The organism is Shewanella sp. N2AIL, from assembly GCF_022690845.1.
Taxonomy (GTDB): Bacteria; Pseudomonadota; Gammaproteobacteria; order Enterobacterales; family Shewanellaceae; genus Shewanella; species Shewanella baltica.
In genome coordinates, this window is sequence record NZ_JALBYT010000007.1 from 16,519 (window position 1) to 35,619 (window position 19,101).

A 19,101-nucleotide genomic window follows, 5' to 3' on the forward strand; every position below is an offset into this window, starting at 1 on the left:
CGACATACCACACTCATGACCAACACACCCCGCTGCACTCATTGGGATATCTTTTGCACCGTCGTCGATAACTACGGCGATATTGGCGTCACTTGGCGTTTAGCCAAACAAATGGCTAATGAGTACCACGTTCCCGTTAATTTGTGGGTCGACGACCTCGCAAGCTTCTCGCATATCTTACCGACACTCGATCCACTAAAAGCCGTTCAAAGCTTCAATGGTGTGAATATTAGTCATTGGACTAAGCCTTTACCTATAGAGTTTGTCGCTGGGGAAGTACTCATCGAAGCCTTTGCCTGTGAATTACCCGAACAGGTAAAAGAACAGCTAGTTTATTTACATCAGAACGACCCCGAATCTGTGCCTATCTGGTTGAATTTAGAATATTTAAGCGCTGAGGATTGGGTCGAAGGCTGCCATGGTTTGCCTTCATTACAAACCAATGGTTTAAAGAAGTATTTTTACTTCCCTGGCTTTGGCGCAAAAACCGGTGGGCTCATCTGCGAGCAAGATTTGTTTGCCGAGCGCGATGCTTGGCAAGCTAACTCAGCTAACAAATTACAGCTTTTTAGTCAGCTAGGTCTTAAGGGGATTGAGGCTAAAGATACTGTGATTAGCATCTTTAGCTATGAGACCGAGGCACTGCCGGCATTATGCGAGTTATGGCAGCAATCGGCCGAGAAAATTCATGCGTTAATTCCCAAGGGTCGCAGCTTAAACAGTCTGACGCATTTACTGCCCTGTGATATTGCCGCGCTAGTGCCGGGTCAGCAGATAAATCATGGCAATTTAACCCTGCATATTTTACCCATGACAGACCAACAGGGGTTTGATCGTCTGCTCTGGAGCTGCGATTTTAATATCGTCCGCGGTGAAGATTCCTTTTTACGCGCCCAATGGGCCGCAAAACCCTTCATTTGGCACATTTATCCCCAAGAAGATGATTATCACCTCGTAAAATTAGAAGCTTTTCTCAAACTTTACTGCGATAATCTGCCACCTAAAATTGCTTGTTATTGGTCTGAATTGAATCTTGCGTTTAACCAAGCACAGCAATCTGCCGTGAGCCTTCACTGGCAAAACCTTAATCCTGTTAATTTGCCCTTGTTGCACCATGCTAAACAATGGCCAATTAATGCATTAAATGCTGCAGATCTCGCTACTCGACTAGTTCAGTTCGTTAAAAACAGCTAAGATACTGCGCGAAAACAGAAAAATCTAAATATAGGAAATAGTGTAATGAAAACTGCTCATGAAATCCGTCCTGGTAACGTGATCATGTTAGATGGCAGCCCATGGGTTGTGCAGAAAACTGAAACAACTCGTTCTGGCCGTAACGCTGCTATCGTTAAGTTAAAGTTGAAAAACTTACTGCTTAACTCTGGTACTGAAACGACTTTCAAAGGTGAAGATAAGTTAGAAGACATCATCCTAGATCGTCTTGATTGTACTTATTCTTACTTTGCTGATCCTATGTTTGTATTCATGGATGCAGAATATAACCAATACGACGTAGAAGCTGAAAACTTAGGTGATGCAGCGGCTTATATCGTTGACGGTATGGAAGAAACTTGCCAAGTGACTTTCTACGATGGCAAAGCTATCTCTGTTGAAATGCCAACCACTATCGTACGTGAAGTGATCTACACTGAGCCTTCAGCTCGTGGCGATACTTCAGGTAAAGTGATGAAGCCAGCAACTATCACTGGCGGCGGCACTGTTACTGTTGCTGACTTCGTGAAAGTTGGCGACAAGATTGAAATCGATACTCGTACTGGCGAATTCAAGAAGCGCGTTTAATCGCCCTTCTCGTTTCCAGTCGAAGAAAAGCCAGTGCTTGCACTGGCTTTTTTGTTGCTGTTTTTTAGTCGCGTGATTTGTGGGATGTATTTATGTCGAGTCACTCAAGGAAATAAGACGTTATCCAGCAACATCCCTTCAGCAAATAAGCACTAGCATTGCGGCCCTAAGAAACGTCGCTCCCAAGCACCTATCTCACTCAAATAACTTTGAAACTCAATCTCCTTCACCGACACAAAACCCGTGACAAAATCATCCCCGAGTAAGCGCCTTGCCGAATCACTTTGGCGCATTTGCGTTAATGCAGCGAGAAATGTCTGCGCTAAGTCATGGCTGCTCTCATAAGCACTACCGGTTTCTGGCGCGCTGGGTGCGAGTCTTTCTTCCATTCCCGCAAGACCCGCAGCCAAAGATGCGGCAATCATCAGATACGGATTAGCATCGGCGCCCGCAATGCGATTCTCTACCCGTCTCGCCACCGGCGCACTCAATGGCACTCGTAAACCTGTTGTGCGATTATCGACGCCCCAGCTTAAATTAATCGGCGCTTGGCTACCGGAAATGTAACGTCGGAATGAATTGATATTAGGTGCGAATAACAACATTAAATCAGGTAGATATTTCTGTAATCCGCCGATGTAATGGTGAAAACGTTCGCTGTCACTACCATCAGCATGGCTGAAAATATTGTTGCCTTTATCATCGACGACACTTTGATGTAAATGCATAGAACTGCCGGGTTGGCCCGCTATGGGTTTCGCCATAAAAATTGCATTCAAGCCATGTTTAATGGCAATTTCTTTCGCCGCATATTTAAACATAAAGGCTTGATCTGCAAGAGCCAACGGATCGCCATGCACTAAGTTAATTTCATATTGCGATAGCCCCATCTCATGGATCCAAGTATCACCTTTGATCCCAATCGCATCGATGGCGGCATTAAACTCATCCCAAAATGGCGCGAGTTCATTGAGCATATTCATGCTAAACGCAGATTGACCGTTTTCAGCTCGGCCACTTTTTGAAATGGGCGCCTGATACGGCACACTCGGATCGGTATTGGCTTCAGTCAGATAAAACTCAATCTCAGGGGCCACCACGGGCGTTAACCCAAGGGCTTGGTAACGGGCCAACACATTTTTTAAAATAGAACGCGGCGCAAATGGGCATAAATTGCCATCGAGCAACACACAGTCATGGATGGCAAATGCGCGCGGCACTGTGCTCCACGGGATCATTTTTAGGGTGCTGTAATCGGGGACGAGTAACAGATCAGGATCAGCATCGGGGAAAATTGGATCGTAGGAATACTCACCGGTAATCGCCTGCATCGAAATCGCTTGGGCAATACGTAACTCAGCACCCTGAGCAAAGCTTCGGGCTGGCATGAGCTTCCCCCTTGGATAGCCTGAGATATCAGGGAATAAACATTCGACATCACGTATTGTGCCGTGCTGGAAAAACGCAGTAAGAAGGGTTGAGTCCATTTGATTCATTTGCCACTAATGTTGAAAATAACACCATGAAGGATGCAAAGTATAATCAGGCTTTGATTTGAAAAGCTACATGGCGACGATGAAATTTGTAAAATATAAATGACAATTCCGTAAAATATAATTTGACACCAGCTGAGCGTCTTCATTTAAGAGTGTAATCACGGTTATCCTAGTTCAAGCCTAGCCACTCTCCACTCGCCTTTTACCAACTTTAACCGCCGAACCCAATGACGGCAGATATAAAAAAACCAGCCGCAGCTGGTTTCTTATTCTAACAGTGACTAATTCTATTGTGACTTAGTTTACGCAATCACTATAAAGCCGATAAACGCCAGTACAGCGGCGATCAGCGCATAAGGTAACTGAGTCACTGCGTGGCTCACTAAGTTACAACCAGAGCCTTGGGCGGCCAATACGGTTGAATCTGAGTAGAAGCACGCTTGGCTACCAAATGATGATGCCGACAACAAGGCACCAATCACTAATGGGATATCCGCGCCCACCGATTGCGCTAATGGCATCACGATAGGAATGGTCACCGCAAAAATGCCCCAGCTCGAACCCGTCGCAAACGCGAGGATCGCCATGGATAAAAACACCACAGCAGGCAGCAATTTAGGTGTCATAAACGGGCTTAAGGATTCAATCACGTACTGCGGCAGTAATAACTGATCGCATACGTCCTTAAACACAAATGCCGCAATCACAGTGCTAATCGCCGGTAACATGCTCTTAAAGCCATCAATCATCTGGTCCATCATCTCGGATAACGGCATCAAACGCTGCACAGCATAATAAGGGATAGTGATGACTAAAGTCGCCAGCAAGCCTTTCCACACGTCGATATCAAAGTACACGGTAAAAGCCACTAACAAACCAATCGGCACTAAAAAGTTATGCAGCTTGCCATGATTATCGGCGTGCTTAAATTCCTCTTCTATGGCTTTAACCGCATATTCATCCGAGGTTTGCACTTGGTCGAAATCCACCTGGGCTTCTGCTGGCTCGCCTTGGGCGGCGCGCAGCTGCGCAGTTTTCATCGGACCAATGGCAGGCACTATGCCAAGTACCACAAGTAGCACCATAGCCACGGCTAACCAAGCGTAAAGCATGTAAGGAATCGCTTGCATGTAGACAGCAATGCCCTGACCTTCGGCCGCAACACCGTTATCGACCAATAACCCACCAAAGAATACTGCCCAAGTCGATAATGGCACTAACACGCACACAGGCGCGGCAGTGGAATCCACAACATAGGCGAGCATCTCACGGGACACTTTAAATTTATCCGTTACACGCTTCATGGTTTCACCCACGGTCAGCGCATTGAGATAATCATCAATAAAAATCACGATCCCAAGAATAAACGTCATCAACAGGGAAGATTTGGGTCCCTTAGCAAATCTCAGTGCATTACGGCCGAACGCTAAAGCGCCGCCGGTGCGGACCAAAAGCGCAATCAGCGCACCAAAACCGCCACACACCAGAATCAACCAACCTATGGTTTCATCGGCCATGACCTTCAATGACACACTGGCAAAATTGTTTAAGACTTGACTGGGATCGAGTAACAGGAAACCGGTTACCGCACCTATGATCAGAGATAAAATGGGACGGCGTAACCAAATAGCTAACACCAATACCACCAAAGGTGGGATGAGACTTAACGCTGTCGGTTCAGACATGCACTTAGGTCCTCTAAATAAATCGCCTAAAAGGCAAATGGTTTTAGAATAACGTCTGAAATCAATATGATTCAGAACGTCAACACAGCTGCTTCATGATGACTAACCCTGAAGATAAAACCCGCTAATTGCTTGCTATCTGAGGTGCCTTGCCAAAAACATCGCGCAGAAAATAAAGCGCATCGAATATTGAGTCAACTATAAATTTAACTTGATAGAAAATAATTTTAACGGTCGCAGACAAAACCAACATAACACTTTAAATTTAAAGCATTTTAACTCAATCGCAACGAAACCGTTAATGATCCTATTAGCTTAATAAGCATTCAATAAATATGCCTATTTATCACAAGGTCATATACAGTTTGCATAAGTTGATCTTATCGAGGAACTGTAATTAAAAATCAATCATTAAGCTTTTGCTAAAATACAATTTTCCCCGACTAAGATTTATAGGACGAACAAAGGAAACGAAATAACCGTCAACCACTGAAAATGCATTTCTGTTAAGCGTGATTATTTTCTTCTTACATCTAAAAAACACGTAAAGCAGGTTTTATTTACCACCATCGACAGTCTAACGCTCTTTAAATAATATAAAAATCAGAATATAAAACTTGTTCTTATTTCATTAATTGACTGTTAAAGCATATTTAACTAAGCAGTTTTTATAAAAAAAGTCCCATTCTGTGCAGTTCCCCCCTTTCATCTACAGTGAAATTTCGTTATGGTGCGCTAACTTAAGCCAAAACTTTATGCATGTTCCGAGGTGTAAATGCGCCCTATCATCAAATCCAACAAGCTGGATAGCGTTTGCTATGACATCCGCGGCCCAGTGCACAAGGAAGCCAGACGTTTAGAAGACGAGGGTCATCGGATCCTCAAACTTAACATTGGTAATCCGGCACCCTTCGGTTTCGAAGCGCCTGAAGAAATTGTGCGCGATGTGATCCTTAATTTACCCAGTGCCCAAGGCTACTGTGAGTCAAAAGGATTATTCTCTGCCCGCAAGGCCATAGTGCAGCATTATCAAGCCCAAGGGATTTTTGGTGTCGATATCGAAGATATCTATATAGGCAACGGCGTCTCAGAACTCATTATGATGGCGATGCAAGGTCTGCTTAACACCGATGATGAAATTTTAATCCCCTCACCTGACTATCCACTGTGGACGGCGGCGGCCAATCTCGCTGGCGGTAAAGCGGTGCATTATCGTTGCGATGAAGAAGCGGACTGGTTCCCCGATCTCAACGACATTAAAAGCAAGATTTCATCGCGTACCCGCGGTATTGTGCTGATCAACCCGAACAATCCTACGGGCGCGGTTTACAGCAAAGAATTACTGCTGCAAGTGGTTGAGCTTTGCCGTGAACACAGTTTGATTTTATTTGCCGATGAAATTTACGACAAAATTTTGTATGACGAAGCCAAGCATGTTCCTGCGGCTGGCCTGTCGGACGATATTTTAACTGTTACCTTCAATGGTCTATCAAAGGCTTATCGCGCAGCGGGCTTTCGCGTCGGTTGGATGATGTTGTCTGGTAATCTTAAAGCAGCGAAGAGCTATATCGAAGGTTTAGAAATGCTGTCCTCGATGCGCCTATGTGCAAACGTGCCCAATCAACATGCGATTCAAACCGCGCTCGGTGGCTATCAAAGTATTAACGAGCTGATATTACCTAAAGGTCGCCTGACAGTTCAACGGGATGCCTGTTACGAGCTGTTGAATCAAATCCCAGGCGTCAGCGTGAAAAAGCCTAAGGGCGCACTCTATGCCTTTCCGAAACTGGATATGAAGAAATTCAATCTGCGGGATGATGAGCGCTTAGTGCTGGATTTACTCAGAGAAAAGAAAATTTTGTTAGTGCACGGCACCGCCTTTAATTGGCCTGAGCCCGACCATTTACGAGTGGTTTTCTTACCCTATAAAGAAGATCTGAAAAAAGCATTTACTGAGTTTGGGGCCTTCCTCGAAAACTATCGACAGTAGATTTAGCCTTAGTTAACGGTTTGAGTCATAAAGCGATCCTAGTGGTCGCTTTATTTTTAGCGATTTCGACAAATCCTCCACGCTCATACTCACGTGTCACCCAAGGCTGTGATAATCTAAGACTTCATTAGCGTCAATACTGCTTATTCAACGCGTGTCACGTCTTCCAATGCAGCTTGTCGCCTTTCTACTCACTCATTAGTAGGCAAACTAAGAGTCATTTATGTGCCGTTTTTAGAACACGAATGACGCTTATCCAACGCTGGCCCTCGAATTAACAGGAAAACTATGAGTCACTTATTTGCCCATTTAGCTCGAATGAAACTTATCCAACGCTGGCCTTTGATGTACAACGTTCGCACTGAAAATGTTCAAGAACACTCGCTGCAAGTTGCCATGGTGGCCCATGCACTTGTCATCATCAGTAATAAAAAGTTCGGCACGACGCTTGATCCCCATCAAGCCACGAGTCTGGCGATTTTTCACGATGCCAGTGAAATTCTCACGGGTGACTTACCGACGCCGGTGAAATACTTCAATAAAGAAATTGAAGCCGAGTATAAAAAGATTGAGGCGATTGCAGAGCAGCGCATGCTGGATATGGTGCCTGAGGAATTTAAAGAGGATTATCGTAGCCTCTTTATAAGCGATTACGCCGATCCCGTTTACAAGACCATAGTGAAATCCGCAGATACTCTGTGTGCCTATCTTAAATGTCTTGAAGAAAACCGCGCCGGCAACAGTGAATTCAATACCGCCCGTAAACGTCTCGAAGACATGCTGGCGACAAATCCGGACCCCGCAGTACAGTATTTTATGAGCTGCTTTGTGCCAAGTTTTACCTTGAATTTAGACGAAATTAACAAGATGCTTTGATTTTCCACTCTCGCTAGGAATGCATATGACTTCAAGTGTTTGGCAAGAACGCCGTCATGGTGAAGATAAACAACGGCGTAACGATCACCGCAGCCCTTACCAAAGAGACAGAGCGCGTATTCTCCACTCCGCCGCCTTTCGCCGCCTGCAGGCCAAAACCCAAGTGCTCGGCGTTGGCATGAATGACTTCTATCGCACTCGATTAACCCACTCACTCGAAGTCTCGCAAATTGGCACCGGCATAGCCGCCCAGCTCAGACGCAAATATCCACAACATAAGCAGCTGCTTTGCTCTATGAGCTTATTAGAGTCACTGTGTTTAGCCCACGATATTGGTCATCCTCCCTTCGGCCACGGCGGCGAAGTCGCATTGAATTACATGATGCGCGACCACGGCGGCTTTGAAGGCAATGGCCAAACTTTTCGAATTCTCTCTAAGCTTGAGCCCTACACGTTAGATTTCGGGATGAACTTGTGTCGGCGTACCATGCTCGGGATTTTGAAATACCCCGCGCCGCACTCGAAGCTATTTGTCGCGGGCGAGCATAACGAAATCACCAACCATAGACAGCTCAAACCGTCACAATGGCCGCCGGTTAAGGGCATTTTCGATGATGATAACGACATTTTTGCTTGGGTGCTTGAGCCGTTATCTGAGGCAGACCGCAGTCGTTTCACCTCGACGCAGCAAGGATCACACCCCGCCCTGCACCACTATCCGCATCTGCGCACTCAGTTTAAATCCTTCGATTGCTCGATAATGGAACTGGCAGATGATATCGCCTATGCAGTACACGATCTCGAAGATGCGATTGTGATGGGCATAGTCACGGCATCGCAGTGGCATCAAGATGTGGCGCCGACACTCACAAACAGCGGCGATGCGTGGATACGACAAGAGCTTGCCGATATTGGCAATAAGCTGTTCTCCCATGAGCATCACCTACGTAAAGATGCCATAGGCACACTCGTTAATGGCTTTGTCACCGCGATTGTTATCTCAGAAGATGATGTGTTTGAAGAACCATTATTGCGCTTTAATGCGACCTTAGAGCCCGAATTTGCCATTGCGCTCAATGTGCTCAAGCAACTGGTTTATAAATATGTGATCCGTAAACCTGAGATCCAAATGCTTGAATATAAAGGCCAGCAGATTGTGATGGGCTTATTCGAAGCCTTCGCTTCCGATCCTGAGCGTTTACTGCCACTGAACACCCAAGAGCGCTGGCGCGAAAGCGAGCAACAAGGCTTAAACAGTCACAGAATTTTAGCGGACTATATTTCAGGGATGACAGATGAGTTCGCGGGGCGACTGTATCAACAGTTATTTAGCCCCAAAGCCGGCTCAAATGTGGAACTGAGCAAGGAAATGTAGCCAAGCAGACATTGCGCTGCCCGACTTGCTATAAAGCCAGACCGTTTGTAAATGTGCGAATTTTTATAAAAGCTAAACTTTCTATAGCGCCCGCTGTCACAGACATTCTTTATCAAAGGCGAAAGATGAAAGACAAAAAACCACCTTGCGGTGGTTCTTGTTTTGATAAAAATCAAATAGTTAAGAAATGATTGTAATGTGTCACACAACTAAGAGATTAGCTATGTCACACATAAACCACACAATTAGACGCAATGAGGTCTATCACTTCAACCTCCGCATTGGTGAAAAAACATATAGAAAGTCACTTAAGACTGATTCACCTAGCCTATGTCGCAGGTATTTATCTGCTATCATGCCACACATTAGTAATTGTAAACGCTTAGGAAAGGGAATGAATAAAGCGGACATAGATGTTTTTATTGAGATGCTTATTTCTAACAAAGTTAACGAGGTTGTTAGATTAGGTAAAGCGATGACACAACCATTATCACTTACAGCAAACAGTTATTTTGAACAATGGTTCAATGAGACAAGCACTCAACGCGATAATCAATACAATTACGACTCAACGGATTGGGGTTACTTGAATATAACGCCTCCACCTTACCCAGAATACCCTAGCTATGCGAATTGGTTATCATCTCGCTTAGACAGAGTTGCAGCATATCAACCAGACTATCAAGCGTTTACCTCTTATGATGTAGATAATGACGATGTTGCTGTTGACACTGAGCATCCCCATTATGATGACTTACAACATCCGACTATTCATCAAGCTAAATACGATTATCTAAATGCACAGGTAACTAAATTCACAAATAACATAAATAAAGCACATAGAGAAGATAACCCAATTCAGTTAAGAATAACGCTGAACGAATTAACAGAAAGATTTACAGACTTGTTACCCAATACCCCACCCTTAGTACAAACACCATCGGATAACAACAAGTTAGGTACTCTATTATTTAAAGATGTTGTTGAAAAATATATAGAATACGCTGAGAATAAAATGCCAAAGAGGCAACAAGCAGACCCTAAAAGACATATGAAATTATGGTTACAGGACTTTGCAGACACGCCAATTGATAATGTTAATCTTGGAGATATTCTTGATGCGTGGGAGACAATCAAGAGCTTTCCTAAAAATACTAAAAGTGAATCAATCGAATCCGTTTGGGAACTGACAAAAACATGTGATGTCTCGGGGCAACCAATGACATTTCAGAATGCCAAAAAGTATAAACAAGAATTAAGAAAATTCTTTACTTGGGCTTGTGATTTACAACATCTCACAACGAATAACCCTATCGCTACAGATAATGCATATAAATTATTGATAGACGATAAAAATAAACAAACCCCAAGAACGAAATTCAACAACAACCAAGCATTAAATATTATAAACCACTGTAAAAACAATTTAGAAAGTCCATTTAGTTGGGCAGTTTTATTAATGGCATATCATGGCATGCGTAATAGTGAAGTAACAAGTTTAACTAAAAGTGATATTGTTACCGACCCTGATAGCCAAATATGCTACATCAACATAAAAAATGGTAAAACTGTAAACGCTAAACGTAAAGTCCCAATCCATAATGAGATTATAAAATTAGGATTTATTGAATACGTACAACAATTTGAATCCCTGATATTCAATTTTGGCTCTACCAAACTAACAAGTTACTACTCCCATGAACTCAGACCGTTACTCAACATCCCTGAGCTTGCTGAAGATGGCTCACGTTTATCACTATATTCATTTAGACATGCAGTCATTTCAAAGTTAACTGCCGCAGGTTCTAATAGAGGTATTCAAAATGCAATTGTAGGGCATGCTCAAAGCGAGACACAAGCAGGATATACGCATATTGACCTTCATCAACTACAAACATACGTGAATATAATTACCTACTAAGAAGACTGTTTAAATGTATTGTCAAAACTCGTCAGAGAGCACATAAGCAACGTTTCAGTCTAAAAGGTAGTCGTGCAAGCGTATTACAAAAAAAGTCACAGAAGCTCATTCTGTGCCTATAACCAAGGGGTGAGAATTATCCTAATAAAAGTCAATTCATAGTCATAAACATACACGTTCTTACCGCACAAATAGCGCAAAGACTCTTAAAATCAAGTAAAAATTCAAGTAAAAAATCAAATAACCAGCAATAAAAATCAATGTCAGAGGAACTGTAACACCATAAAAACATCATATTTAATAATAGCATAGACTCAGAGCGGCATCAGCAAGCTATGCTATAACTTTATATCTAAAATAATTAAAACATGAGCAAGTAATAGTGAGTATGGTAATACGAGCTACATATAGAGTAATATCCTATATTACACATCATAATAAGTTAAGGACATGCAATGACTGAAACCACAGAACAACGAACTAAACGTAAATTTAAGGATGTATTTAAGGAGTATAAACCCAAATATCTAACATCCATTCAATTTAATGCTGAAGCCTCTGAGCAACCGGAGTGTATCATTGAACTTTACCAGAAACTTAGAAAGTCCATTAGTAAAAAGCATGATGGTGTATTGATATTCTGGCTTAGAACCTTGAAGGCTAAAACTCAATTTAGGTTTCCAATGATTTGTATTTTTACACAAACAGCATTAGATATTGATAAAGTTAAAATGACTGATGAATGCTTTGTATATAAAAAGCTAAACAAGCAATGGGATGAATCGGATTTTAACTCTTGGATAAACAAAAAGGAAATGTTTAATGATAATGTTTATAGAGACTTTTACAACTTAAGTCCCGAAGGTAAGCGCAGTATTAGCAGACTGGCAATCATCAATAAAAGTCTAGCCTTAAAAAATCATAATGAAGAAGCAATCAATATCAACAACATGCATCTTGATGATATTGATAGATATACACCTTTCTAAAATTGATTTATTGCAAAGCATCTATTAACATGAAGTTAATTATAGATAACTTCTCCACCAACGATTAATTCAGTGACTTGTTCGCCATTAACAATGCAAGATATTCTACTTTTACCCCATGTTCCATATACATTTTTAATTTCAGCATCCATAGCGACTCGATAACGACGACCATCTTCATAAGGTACGACTACCGTATTTGAGCCCCACGGCACTTTCGCTCCATACGTTGCAGCATCTTCTAGGGCGATTTTACAATAAACTTGCGCATCAACATTTGAATTAGTTTTACTTGCAGAGGGTTCTTCACTTGTAGAGGATGAATTATCACCCATATATCCCCCACTAAACAGAAAGAGCATAAATATAATACCAACTAGCCACCAAACTAAATTCTCGGTAGACCTTTCTTTAACAGGACGCTGCTCGCTTGATTGACTATTACTAACCTTTGTAATTCCATCATTTATTTTCGGACTTGGTTTTCCACTCCATAAATCTAAAGCATTTTCTTTATCGTGGCCATTATCAGTCAACTTAAGGTCATTTGAACAGGTTGAGTCTACACCGATACTAGAAGGTTTAGCTTTTGTATAGTTATCATAAAGAATGGAATAGTATTTTACATCCAACTTTGCATTAGCCTTCTCACCAGTAATAAGTTTAATTTCTATATAGACAACATTACTTATTTGCTCAGTTTTGGTTAAAACCTGAATATCTGAGTATTGAATGTTCCGTGAAGTGAATACATTGCCGTAATGTGTAATGCAGCTTTTATCAATAGCCCATATACCTTTTTCTAAATCACCACTTAATACTTCCAATCGTTCAAACATGGCTAAACATCCATATCAGATAATCAAAAACACTCTTTGTCGAAAAGTAATTTCCTTGATAAAGAATGCACTTATGACTGATTATCATATGAATTGCTTAACAAGTCACCCTCTCTACCGCAGTAAAATTGATATACCTCAAGATAATTAGCACATTGTTAATTTTAGGTCAGTGATAGCTATCATTATAAATTCTTTCAAGTAACTTCACATCTATACCCTTTGAATACACTTTAAGCTGAATACAAAAATGGCCTAGAACATAGGATAAAAGAGAGCAATCAGCTCTCAAGTCTAGGGTTTGGACTTGTGAATACAGCGCCCGTAAGTTAAGATGCTCTTAGATAATCAATGGAGGTAACACAATGGCTAAATATCACTACATCAGAGTATCGACAACACAGCAGCATACAGACCGTCAGGAGCTTAAAACGCCAGAAGGTTACACGCAGGTCATCGATAAAATTTCAGGGAGAACAACAAACCGTCCTTCGCTTAAAAACATGATTATCAATCTAGCTATTGGTGATGAAGTGCTGGTGGACGATATCAGTCGCCTAGCTAGGTCTCTTAAAGACTTAAATGAGTTACTCCATCAAATAACAAGTAAAGGCGTATCTGTCAGATTTATTAAAGAAAACCTTACTTTTGCAGGAGACAAATCTAATCCTACAAACGAACTTTTACTTAATCTGATTGGGGCAGTTTATCAATTTGAGGTGGATATCAAAAAAGAAAGACAACGTGAAGGTATTGCAGTCGCTAAAGATAAAGGAGTTTATCACGGAAGAACAACTGCTATGCGTAAAAAGGCTGAGGCAATCAGTTTACTTAATGATGGTGTGAGCCAGCGAAAGATTGCGGAACAACTTTCAATTAGCCTTTCATCAGTTCAGCGTATCGTGAAGCAGCATAAAGAAGATATTTTATAATTTTAGACTAAGTTAATTTGCTGCTTGGTCTTTTGCTTAACACCACTCCATGTATAAGTATAAAAAAGCCCCAAGCTAGGCGCTTAAGGCTTCATTTTATGGACACATTAAGTTATTGTTTAATCAAATAACTTGTACACATTACATATCAATTGAGGACAACCCCACCTTGCGGTGGTTTTTTATTTTTGTTGCTATTTCAAGCTCGACTTATAAAGCGCCGATAGCGTCTTTACAAAGTTGAGTGATACGATCCCAATCGCCGTGTTCCATTGCATCCGTAGGCGCAATCCAGCTGCCGCCAATACAATCGACGTTCTTCAGCGCTAAATAATCTTTATAACTGCTTGGCGTAATGCCACCTGTTGGGCAGAAGCGAATATCCGCAAGCGGTCCCGAGAAGGCTTTCAGTGCATCCACACCACCCGAGGCTTCGGCTGGGAAAAATTTAAAGTGGGTGTAACCAAGCGCCATCCCCGTCATCACTTCTGAAATGCTCGCAACGCCTGGGATCAATGGTACAGGACCATGCATACCGGCTTTGAGCAGTTCAACCGTCGCGCCTGGGGTAATAATAAACTGCGCACCAGCGGCAATCGCAAGATCAAGCTGAGCTTCGTTTAAGATAGTACCAGCGCCCACTAAGGCCTCTGGCACTTCTTTGGCGATTTTAGTGATAGCTTCGAGTGCGCAAGGTGTACGCAAAGTCACTTCTAACACGCTAATGCCGCCGGCAACCAGTGCTCGCGCTAATGGCACCGCATGTTCAATCTTGTTAATCACCATAACAGGAACAATAGGGCTGCGTTTAAAAATATCTTGTGGCTGTAGTGACCAGTTATTCTCAAGCATTGCGTTATTCTTCCTTTGTATTAATAAAGTTCATCGATGGCATTAGTACAACGCGCACCAGTTTCAGGACTGCTTAGATTGGAACGTAGCGCACTAAATAACTCGCGGCCCATGCCATAACGTGAGCGATGTAAATCGACTATTCCGGCGGTTCTGGTGGCAAGTTCTGCTTCAGAGACGAGCAGGCTCAGTTCGCCTGTTAACGCATCGACACGGATCAAGTCGCCATCTTTGACTTTGGCAATTAAGCCGCCATCTAAGGCTTCCGGCGTCAAATGAATGGCCGCAGGGACTTTACCCGACGCGCCAGACATACGACCATCGGTCAGCAGCGCGACTTTAAAGCCTTTGTCCTGAAGCGTACCCAATAATGGGGTTAACTTGTGCAGTTCTGGCATACCGTTGGCTTTCGGACCTTGGCCTTTTACCACAACCACACAATCTCTATCCAGAGCACCGGCTTGGAACAAGGCATCGAGTTTGTTTTGATCGTCAATCACCACAGCGGGCGCTTCAACGACACGATGTTGTTCTTGTACCGCTGATACTTTGATCACAGCGCGGCCCAAGTTACCTTTCAGTAATTTCAAACCACCGTTGTTTTGGAAAGGTGAGGCAACTGAGGTTAACACTTCAGTATCTAAACTGGTTGTTGGACCATCCACCCAGCGAAGTTCACCGTCGAGCAGTTTTGGCTCTTGGGTATAACGGCGTAAACCAAAGCCCGCAACGGTATTCACATCTTCATGCAATAGACCCGCATCGAGCAATTCTTTAATCAAGTACGCCATGCCGCCCGCGGCGTGGAAATGGTTGATATCGGCGTGACCGTTTGGATACACGCGCGCCACTAATGGCACTGCATCGGATAATTCAGAAAAATCATCCCAGTTCACGATAATACCGGCAGCTCTAGCCGCGGCGACGATGTGCATAGTCAAGTTAGTAGAACCGCCAGTAGCCAAAAGTGCCACAATGCCGTTAACCACAGACTTTTCGCTGACCACTTCACCGATTGGAGTATATTGGGTACCCATTTCGGTTAAACGACACACTTGCTTAGCCGCCATCTTATTTAAGGCTTCGCGCAGTGGATCATCAGGATTCACAAATGACGAGCCTGGTAACTGCAGACCCATCACTTCTAGCATCAGCTGATTCGAGTTTGCAGTGCCGTAGAAGGTACATGTTCCTGCACTGTGGTAAGACTGGGCTTCAGCTTCAAGCAGTTGCGCGCGATCCACTTTACCTTGGGCAAATTGCTGACGAATACGGGCTTTTTCTTTGTTCGGGATACCTGATTTCATCGGCCCTGCGGGCACGAATAACATAGGTAAGTGACCAAAGCTTAAGGCGCCGATAAGCAAACCTGGAACGATTTTATCGCAAATGCCGAGCAGTAAAGCACCATCAAACATGTTGTGAGACAAGCCCACAGCCGTTGCCATAGCAATCACTTCACGACTCAGTAAGCTCAATTCCATACCGGGTTGACCTTGAGTCACACCGTCACACATGGCTGGCACACCGCCCGCCACTTGTGCAACACTGCCGACTTCCTGACAGGCTTTTTTAAGCAATTCAGGATAGCTTTCATAGGGTTGGTGCGCAGATAACATGTCGTTAAATGCCGTCACTATGCCGATGTTCGCCTTATTCAATTGACGCAATGCATTTTTGTCGTCTGGATTACAGGCGGCAAAACCATGGGCTAAGTTGCCACAGCTCAATGAGCTACGGTGTACACCATGGTTACGGGCATCATTCAATGCGGCGAGATAACCTTCACGTGACGCTTTGCTACGGGCAATAATTCTGTCGGTAACAGCTTGAACTACTGAGTGCATCTTGACTCCTTAAGCGCTCCAGAACACATCAACGGGCGTTTTACGCTGCGCTAATACGGCTCTGATAGGCATAGCATGAACATCATCACTTTCTAACGCTTGACGATATACGGATAATTTCTGTTCCCCGACCAAGTGCAGATAAATTTGTCTGCTGTTCAGAATCGCACTCTTAGAGAGCGTGATCCTGCCGTGGGGCGCTGTGGTGGGGTTAGTCGCCACGCACAGGGCTTGGGTTGTGAGCGCATTTTCAAGCTCAGCGCTACAGGGAAACCAAGAGCAAGTATGACCATCGTTACCCATGCCTAACACCACAACATCAAAAGGACGTGGGAAGTTAGACAAAGACTCGGCGGCCATATCGGCGCCCGCTTCTGCGGTCGAAAACATGTTTTTTAAACCGCGGAATTTGGCATTCACCGCACGGTTTTGTAATAAATGTTCACGCACGAGACGCTCATTAGAAGCATCGGCGTCGGCTTCAACCCAGCGCTCATCGGCAAGCGTGATATAAACGTCACTCCAATCGATGGATTTCATGCTCAATAGTTGAAATAACTTAAGCGGCGTCGAACCACCGGAAACGACTAAGCTCGCTTTTCCGCGGGCATCGACGGCTTCCTGCAACTGGCTCGCAATCTTGCTGGCCAATTGCTGTTCTAACGCACTTGGCGTATCGAAAGATTTGAATACGGTTTCTTTAATCATCAAAGTCTCCTACTCGTCCCACGAACGGCCATCTTTGGTAATCAAAGCAACTGACGCAACTGGACCCCAAGTACCCGCAGGATAAGGTTTTGGTTTTTCGTTGCTTTGTTCCCACGATTGGATAATGCCATCCACCCAAGTCCATGCCTGCTCGACTTCGTCGCGGCGCACGAACAGCGCTTGATTACCGAGCATAGCTTCGAGCAATAGACGCTCATAGGCATCGGCGATACGTTCATTTTTAAAGGTATCGGAGAAGCTCAAATCGAGTTTAGTGGTTTGTAGACGTTGTTTTTGCTCCAAACCTGGCACTTTGTTCATCATCTGGATTTCAACCCCTTCATGGGGCTGCAGACGGATTGTCAGCTTGTTCGGTGGCAGATTACGGTAGCTTGAGCGATACAAGTTATGCGGTGGGTTTTTGAAATACACCACAATTTCAGAGCTCTTAAACGGCATACGTTTACCGCTACGTAAATAGAAAGGCACGCCCGCCCAACGCCAGTTGTCGATATCCACACGAATAGCCACGAAGGTTTCTGTGTGTGATTGAAGGTTGGCGCCTTCTTCTTCTAAATAACCCGGTACTGGGCTGCCCTTTAAGAAGCCAGCACTGTACTGACCGCGTACGGTATTTTCATACACATTGTCAGAATTAATCGGACGCAGTGATTTGAGCACTTTGACTTTTTCATCACGGATGCTGTCAGCGTCTAAGTTAACAGGTGGGTCCATAGCAACGAGCGTTAACACTTGCAGCAAATGGTTCTGGATCATGTCACGCATTTGACCCGCTTTGTCGAAGTAACCCCAACGGCCTTCGATGCCCACTTCTTCTGCGACTGTGATCTGGACGTGGTCAATCGTACGGTTGTCCCACTTAGAGGCAAATAAAGAGTTCGCAAAACGCAGGGCAATCAAGTTCTGTACGGTTTCTTTACCTAAGTAATGGTCGATACGGTAAACCTGACGTTCTTTGAAGTAAGCGGAAACTTGGTCATTGATAACGCGAGAAGAGTCTAAATCTGAGCCGATGGGCTTTTCGAGCACCACGCGTGAATCTGGGTGGATAAGATCTTGTTCATGCAAACAACGGCAAATGTCGCCGAATATTGCAGGTGGCGTAGCAAAGTAACTGACCATAACGCGCTCTTCTGGTTTGAGCAGATCATGGAAGGCACTGTAGCCCGCTGAATCGGTAAAGTTAGTGCCTATATAATGGCAGCGGGACAGGAAACGTTGGAGAGTCTCTTCGCACAAAGGCTCTTTCACGAAGGTGTTTAATGCAAGCGTGACTAATTCGATAAACTCATCTTGAGTAAACTCGTCTTTCGCGACACCGATCACTTTCGTATCTTTATCGAGAAGTTCAGCTTTATCTAGCTGGTATAAAGAAGGTAACAACTTGCGTCGTGCCAAATCGCCTTTAGTACCAAAGAGTACGAAGTCACAAGCTTTGGCGCCTGATGTTGTTTTGCCCATTGCGTTACGATCTCCTTTGTATGTCGTGTCCCTTCATGTCGATGAAGAAATCCACACTTTTGTTGTAATATAACAACAGAATTTGTTAAATGCATCTATTTTTATAAATATTAACATTCTTGCTAACTAGTCACTTGCTGCATAAATCTGATATGCTTTTTGTGCTTAAATTACTGAAGGTAGTAAAGTCTTATTTCAAAATTGTACTGAAAAGTTACTACATAGAGTCTATTAGTGGGCCGCCAGTCTTGATCTGCTCCCACGAAATAAAAATAAATAAAATTACATTCTCAATTTAGCGGACATACG

At 43.5% G+C, this 19,101-nt stretch carries 15 protein-coding genes; 8 read left to right on the forward strand and 7 right to left on the reverse strand.

Annotation, left to right across the window (positions count from 1 at the left end; translation table 11 throughout):
* The first annotated feature begins 15 nt into the window (after positions 1 to 15).
* Both earP and efp read left to right on the forward strand, forming a co-directional pair.
* Positions 16 to 1,194: an elongation factor P maturation arginine rhamnosyltransferase EarP gene (gene earP, locus MO387_RS06100; protein WP_107947483.1), complete on the forward strand. Its 1,179-nt coding sequence runs from the start codon at positions 16 to 18 to the stop codon at positions 1,192 to 1,194.
* A gap of 45 nt (positions 1,195 to 1,239) precedes the next feature.
* Positions 1,240 to 1,800, forward strand: a complete 561-nt coding sequence (gene efp, locus MO387_RS06105) for an elongation factor P (protein ID WP_006081573.1) — start codon at positions 1,240 to 1,242, stop codon at positions 1,798 to 1,800.
* A gap of 152 nt (positions 1,801 to 1,952) precedes the next feature.
* On the opposite strand, the gene MO387_RS06110 is transcribed toward efp, so the two are convergent.
* Positions 1,953 to 3,287 carry a glutamine synthetase family protein gene (locus tag MO387_RS06110; RefSeq protein ID WP_107947481.1) on the reverse strand — a complete coding sequence of 445 codons (1,335 nt, stop codon included), beginning with the start codon at positions 3,285 to 3,287 and terminating at the stop codon, positions 1,953 to 1,955.
* A gap of 311 nt (positions 3,288 to 3,598) precedes the next feature.
* Complete coding sequence (locus MO387_RS06115) at positions 3,599 to 4,981, reverse strand: Na+/H+ antiporter NhaC family protein (protein ID WP_006081571.1); 1,383 nt, start codon at positions 4,979 to 4,981, stop codon at positions 3,599 to 3,601.
* A 775-nt stretch (positions 4,982 to 5,756) separates the two neighbouring features.
* Between MO387_RS06115 and MO387_RS06120 the strand changes: the two genes are divergently transcribed.
* The 5 genes from MO387_RS06120 (at position 5,757) to MO387_RS06140 (ending at position 12,132) form a co-directional block, all read left to right on the forward strand.
* Positions 5,757 to 6,971: a pyridoxal phosphate-dependent aminotransferase gene (locus tag MO387_RS06120; protein WP_006081570.1), complete on the forward strand. Its 1,215-nt coding sequence runs from the start codon at positions 5,757 to 5,759 to the stop codon at positions 6,969 to 6,971.
* Positions 6,972 to 7,259: 288 nt separating this feature from the next.
* A complete protein-coding gene (yfbR, locus tag MO387_RS06125) occupies positions 7,260 to 7,847 on the forward strand; it encodes a 5'-deoxynucleotidase (RefSeq protein WP_006087181.1) in 588 nt (195 codons plus the stop codon).
* A gap of 25 nt (positions 7,848 to 7,872) precedes the next feature.
* On the forward strand, positions 7,873 to 9,222 hold the full coding sequence (locus MO387_RS06130; RefSeq protein ID WP_107947479.1) for an anti-phage deoxyguanosine triphosphatase: 1,350 nt from the start codon (positions 7,873 to 7,875) through the stop codon (positions 9,220 to 9,222).
* Positions 9,223 to 9,616: 394 nt separating this feature from the next.
* Positions 9,617 to 11,143: a tyrosine-type recombinase/integrase gene (locus tag MO387_RS06135; RefSeq protein ID WP_107947477.1), complete on the forward strand. Its 1,527-nt coding sequence runs from the start codon at positions 9,617 to 9,619 to the stop codon at positions 11,141 to 11,143.
* Positions 11,144 to 11,598: 455 nt separating this feature from the next.
* Positions 11,599 to 12,132, forward strand: coding sequence for a hypothetical protein (locus tag MO387_RS06140; RefSeq protein ID WP_107947475.1), 534 nt, complete (start codon positions 11,599 to 11,601; stop codon positions 12,130 to 12,132).
* A gap of 35 nt (positions 12,133 to 12,167) precedes the next feature.
* Here MO387_RS06140 and MO387_RS06145 read toward each other — a convergent pair whose 3' ends face one another.
* Positions 12,168 to 12,971 (reverse strand): hypothetical protein, encoded by an 804-nt coding sequence (locus MO387_RS06145; RefSeq protein WP_107947473.1) that lies wholly within the window; start codon positions 12,969 to 12,971, stop codon positions 12,168 to 12,170.
* Between the two features lie 365 nt (positions 12,972 to 13,336).
* Between MO387_RS06145 and MO387_RS06150 the strand changes: the two genes are divergently transcribed.
* Entirely contained in the window at positions 13,337 to 13,903 is a 567-nt protein-coding gene (locus MO387_RS06150) for a recombinase family protein (RefSeq protein ID WP_006087187.1), read from the forward strand.
* A 210-nt stretch (positions 13,904 to 14,113) separates the two neighbouring features.
* On the opposite strand, the gene MO387_RS06155 is transcribed toward MO387_RS06150, so the two are convergent.
* From MO387_RS06155 to zwf, 4 genes are read right to left on the reverse strand one after another with little or no spacing between them, the layout of a single operon-like run.
* Positions 14,114 to 14,755 (reverse strand): bifunctional 4-hydroxy-2-oxoglutarate aldolase/2-dehydro-3-deoxy-phosphogluconate aldolase, encoded by a 642-nt coding sequence (locus MO387_RS06155; protein WP_006081567.1) that lies wholly within the window; start codon positions 14,753 to 14,755, stop codon positions 14,114 to 14,116.
* A 20-nt stretch (positions 14,756 to 14,775) separates the two neighbouring features.
* Complete coding sequence (gene edd, locus MO387_RS06160; RefSeq protein WP_107947472.1) at positions 14,776 to 16,602, reverse strand: phosphogluconate dehydratase; 1,827 nt, start codon at positions 16,600 to 16,602, stop codon at positions 14,776 to 14,778.
* A 9-nt stretch (positions 16,603 to 16,611) separates the two neighbouring features.
* The gene (gene pgl / locus MO387_RS06165; RefSeq protein ID WP_242326141.1) at positions 16,612 to 17,310 is read right to left on the reverse strand and encodes a 6-phosphogluconolactonase; all 699 of its coding nucleotides are present in this window, start codon (positions 17,308 to 17,310) and stop codon (positions 16,612 to 16,614) included.
* Between the two features lie 9 nt (positions 17,311 to 17,319).
* The gene (gene zwf / locus MO387_RS06170; protein WP_028759998.1) at positions 17,320 to 18,792 is read right to left on the reverse strand and encodes a glucose-6-phosphate dehydrogenase; all 1,473 of its coding nucleotides are present in this window, start codon (positions 18,790 to 18,792) and stop codon (positions 17,320 to 17,322) included.
* Positions 18,793 to 19,101 lie beyond the last annotated feature (309 nt).

What these genes read in the sequence shown, in the direction of transcription:
- earP (WP_107947483.1), top strand. Translation starts at nt 16, where the DNA reads ATGACCAACACACCCCGCTGCACTCATTGGGATATCTTTTGCACCGTC.
- efp (WP_006081573.1), top strand. Translation starts at nt 1,240, where the DNA reads ATGAAAACTGCTCATGAAATCCGTCCTGGTAACGTGATCATGTTAGAT.
- MO387_RS06110 (WP_107947481.1), bottom strand. Translation starts at nt 3,287, where the DNA reads ATGGACTCAACCCTTCTTACTGCGTTTTTCCAGCACGGCACAATACGT.
- MO387_RS06115 (WP_006081571.1), bottom strand. Translation starts at nt 4,981, where the DNA reads ATGTCTGAACCGACAGCGTTAAGTCTCATCCCACCTTTGGTGGTATTG.
- MO387_RS06120 (WP_006081570.1), top strand. Translation starts at nt 5,757, where the DNA reads ATGCGCCCTATCATCAAATCCAACAAGCTGGATAGCGTTTGCTATGAC.
- yfbR (WP_006087181.1), top strand. Translation starts at nt 7,260, where the DNA reads ATGAGTCACTTATTTGCCCATTTAGCTCGAATGAAACTTATCCAACGC.
- MO387_RS06130 (WP_107947479.1), top strand. Translation starts at nt 7,873, where the DNA reads ATGACTTCAAGTGTTTGGCAAGAACGCCGTCATGGTGAAGATAAACAA.
- MO387_RS06135 (WP_107947477.1), top strand. Translation starts at nt 9,617, where the DNA reads ATGAATAAAGCGGACATAGATGTTTTTATTGAGATGCTTATTTCTAAC.
- MO387_RS06140 (WP_107947475.1), top strand. Translation starts at nt 11,599, where the DNA reads ATGACTGAAACCACAGAACAACGAACTAAACGTAAATTTAAGGATGTA.
- MO387_RS06145 (WP_107947473.1), bottom strand. Translation starts at nt 12,971, where the DNA reads ATGTTTGAACGATTGGAAGTATTAAGTGGTGATTTAGAAAAAGGTATA.
- MO387_RS06150 (WP_006087187.1), top strand. Translation starts at nt 13,337, where the DNA reads ATGGCTAAATATCACTACATCAGAGTATCGACAACACAGCAGCATACA.
- MO387_RS06155 (WP_006081567.1), bottom strand. Translation starts at nt 14,755, where the DNA reads ATGCTTGAGAATAACTGGTCACTACAGCCACAAGATATTTTTAAACGC.
- edd (WP_107947472.1), bottom strand. Translation starts at nt 16,602, where the DNA reads ATGCACTCAGTAGTTCAAGCTGTTACCGACAGAATTATTGCCCGTAGC.
- pgl (WP_242326141.1), bottom strand. Translation starts at nt 17,310, where the DNA reads ATGATTAAAGAAACCGTATTCAAATCTTTCGATACGCCAAGTGCGTTA.
- zwf (WP_028759998.1), bottom strand. Translation starts at nt 18,792, where the DNA reads ATGGGCAAAACAACATCAGGCGCCAAAGCTTGTGACTTCGTACTCTTT.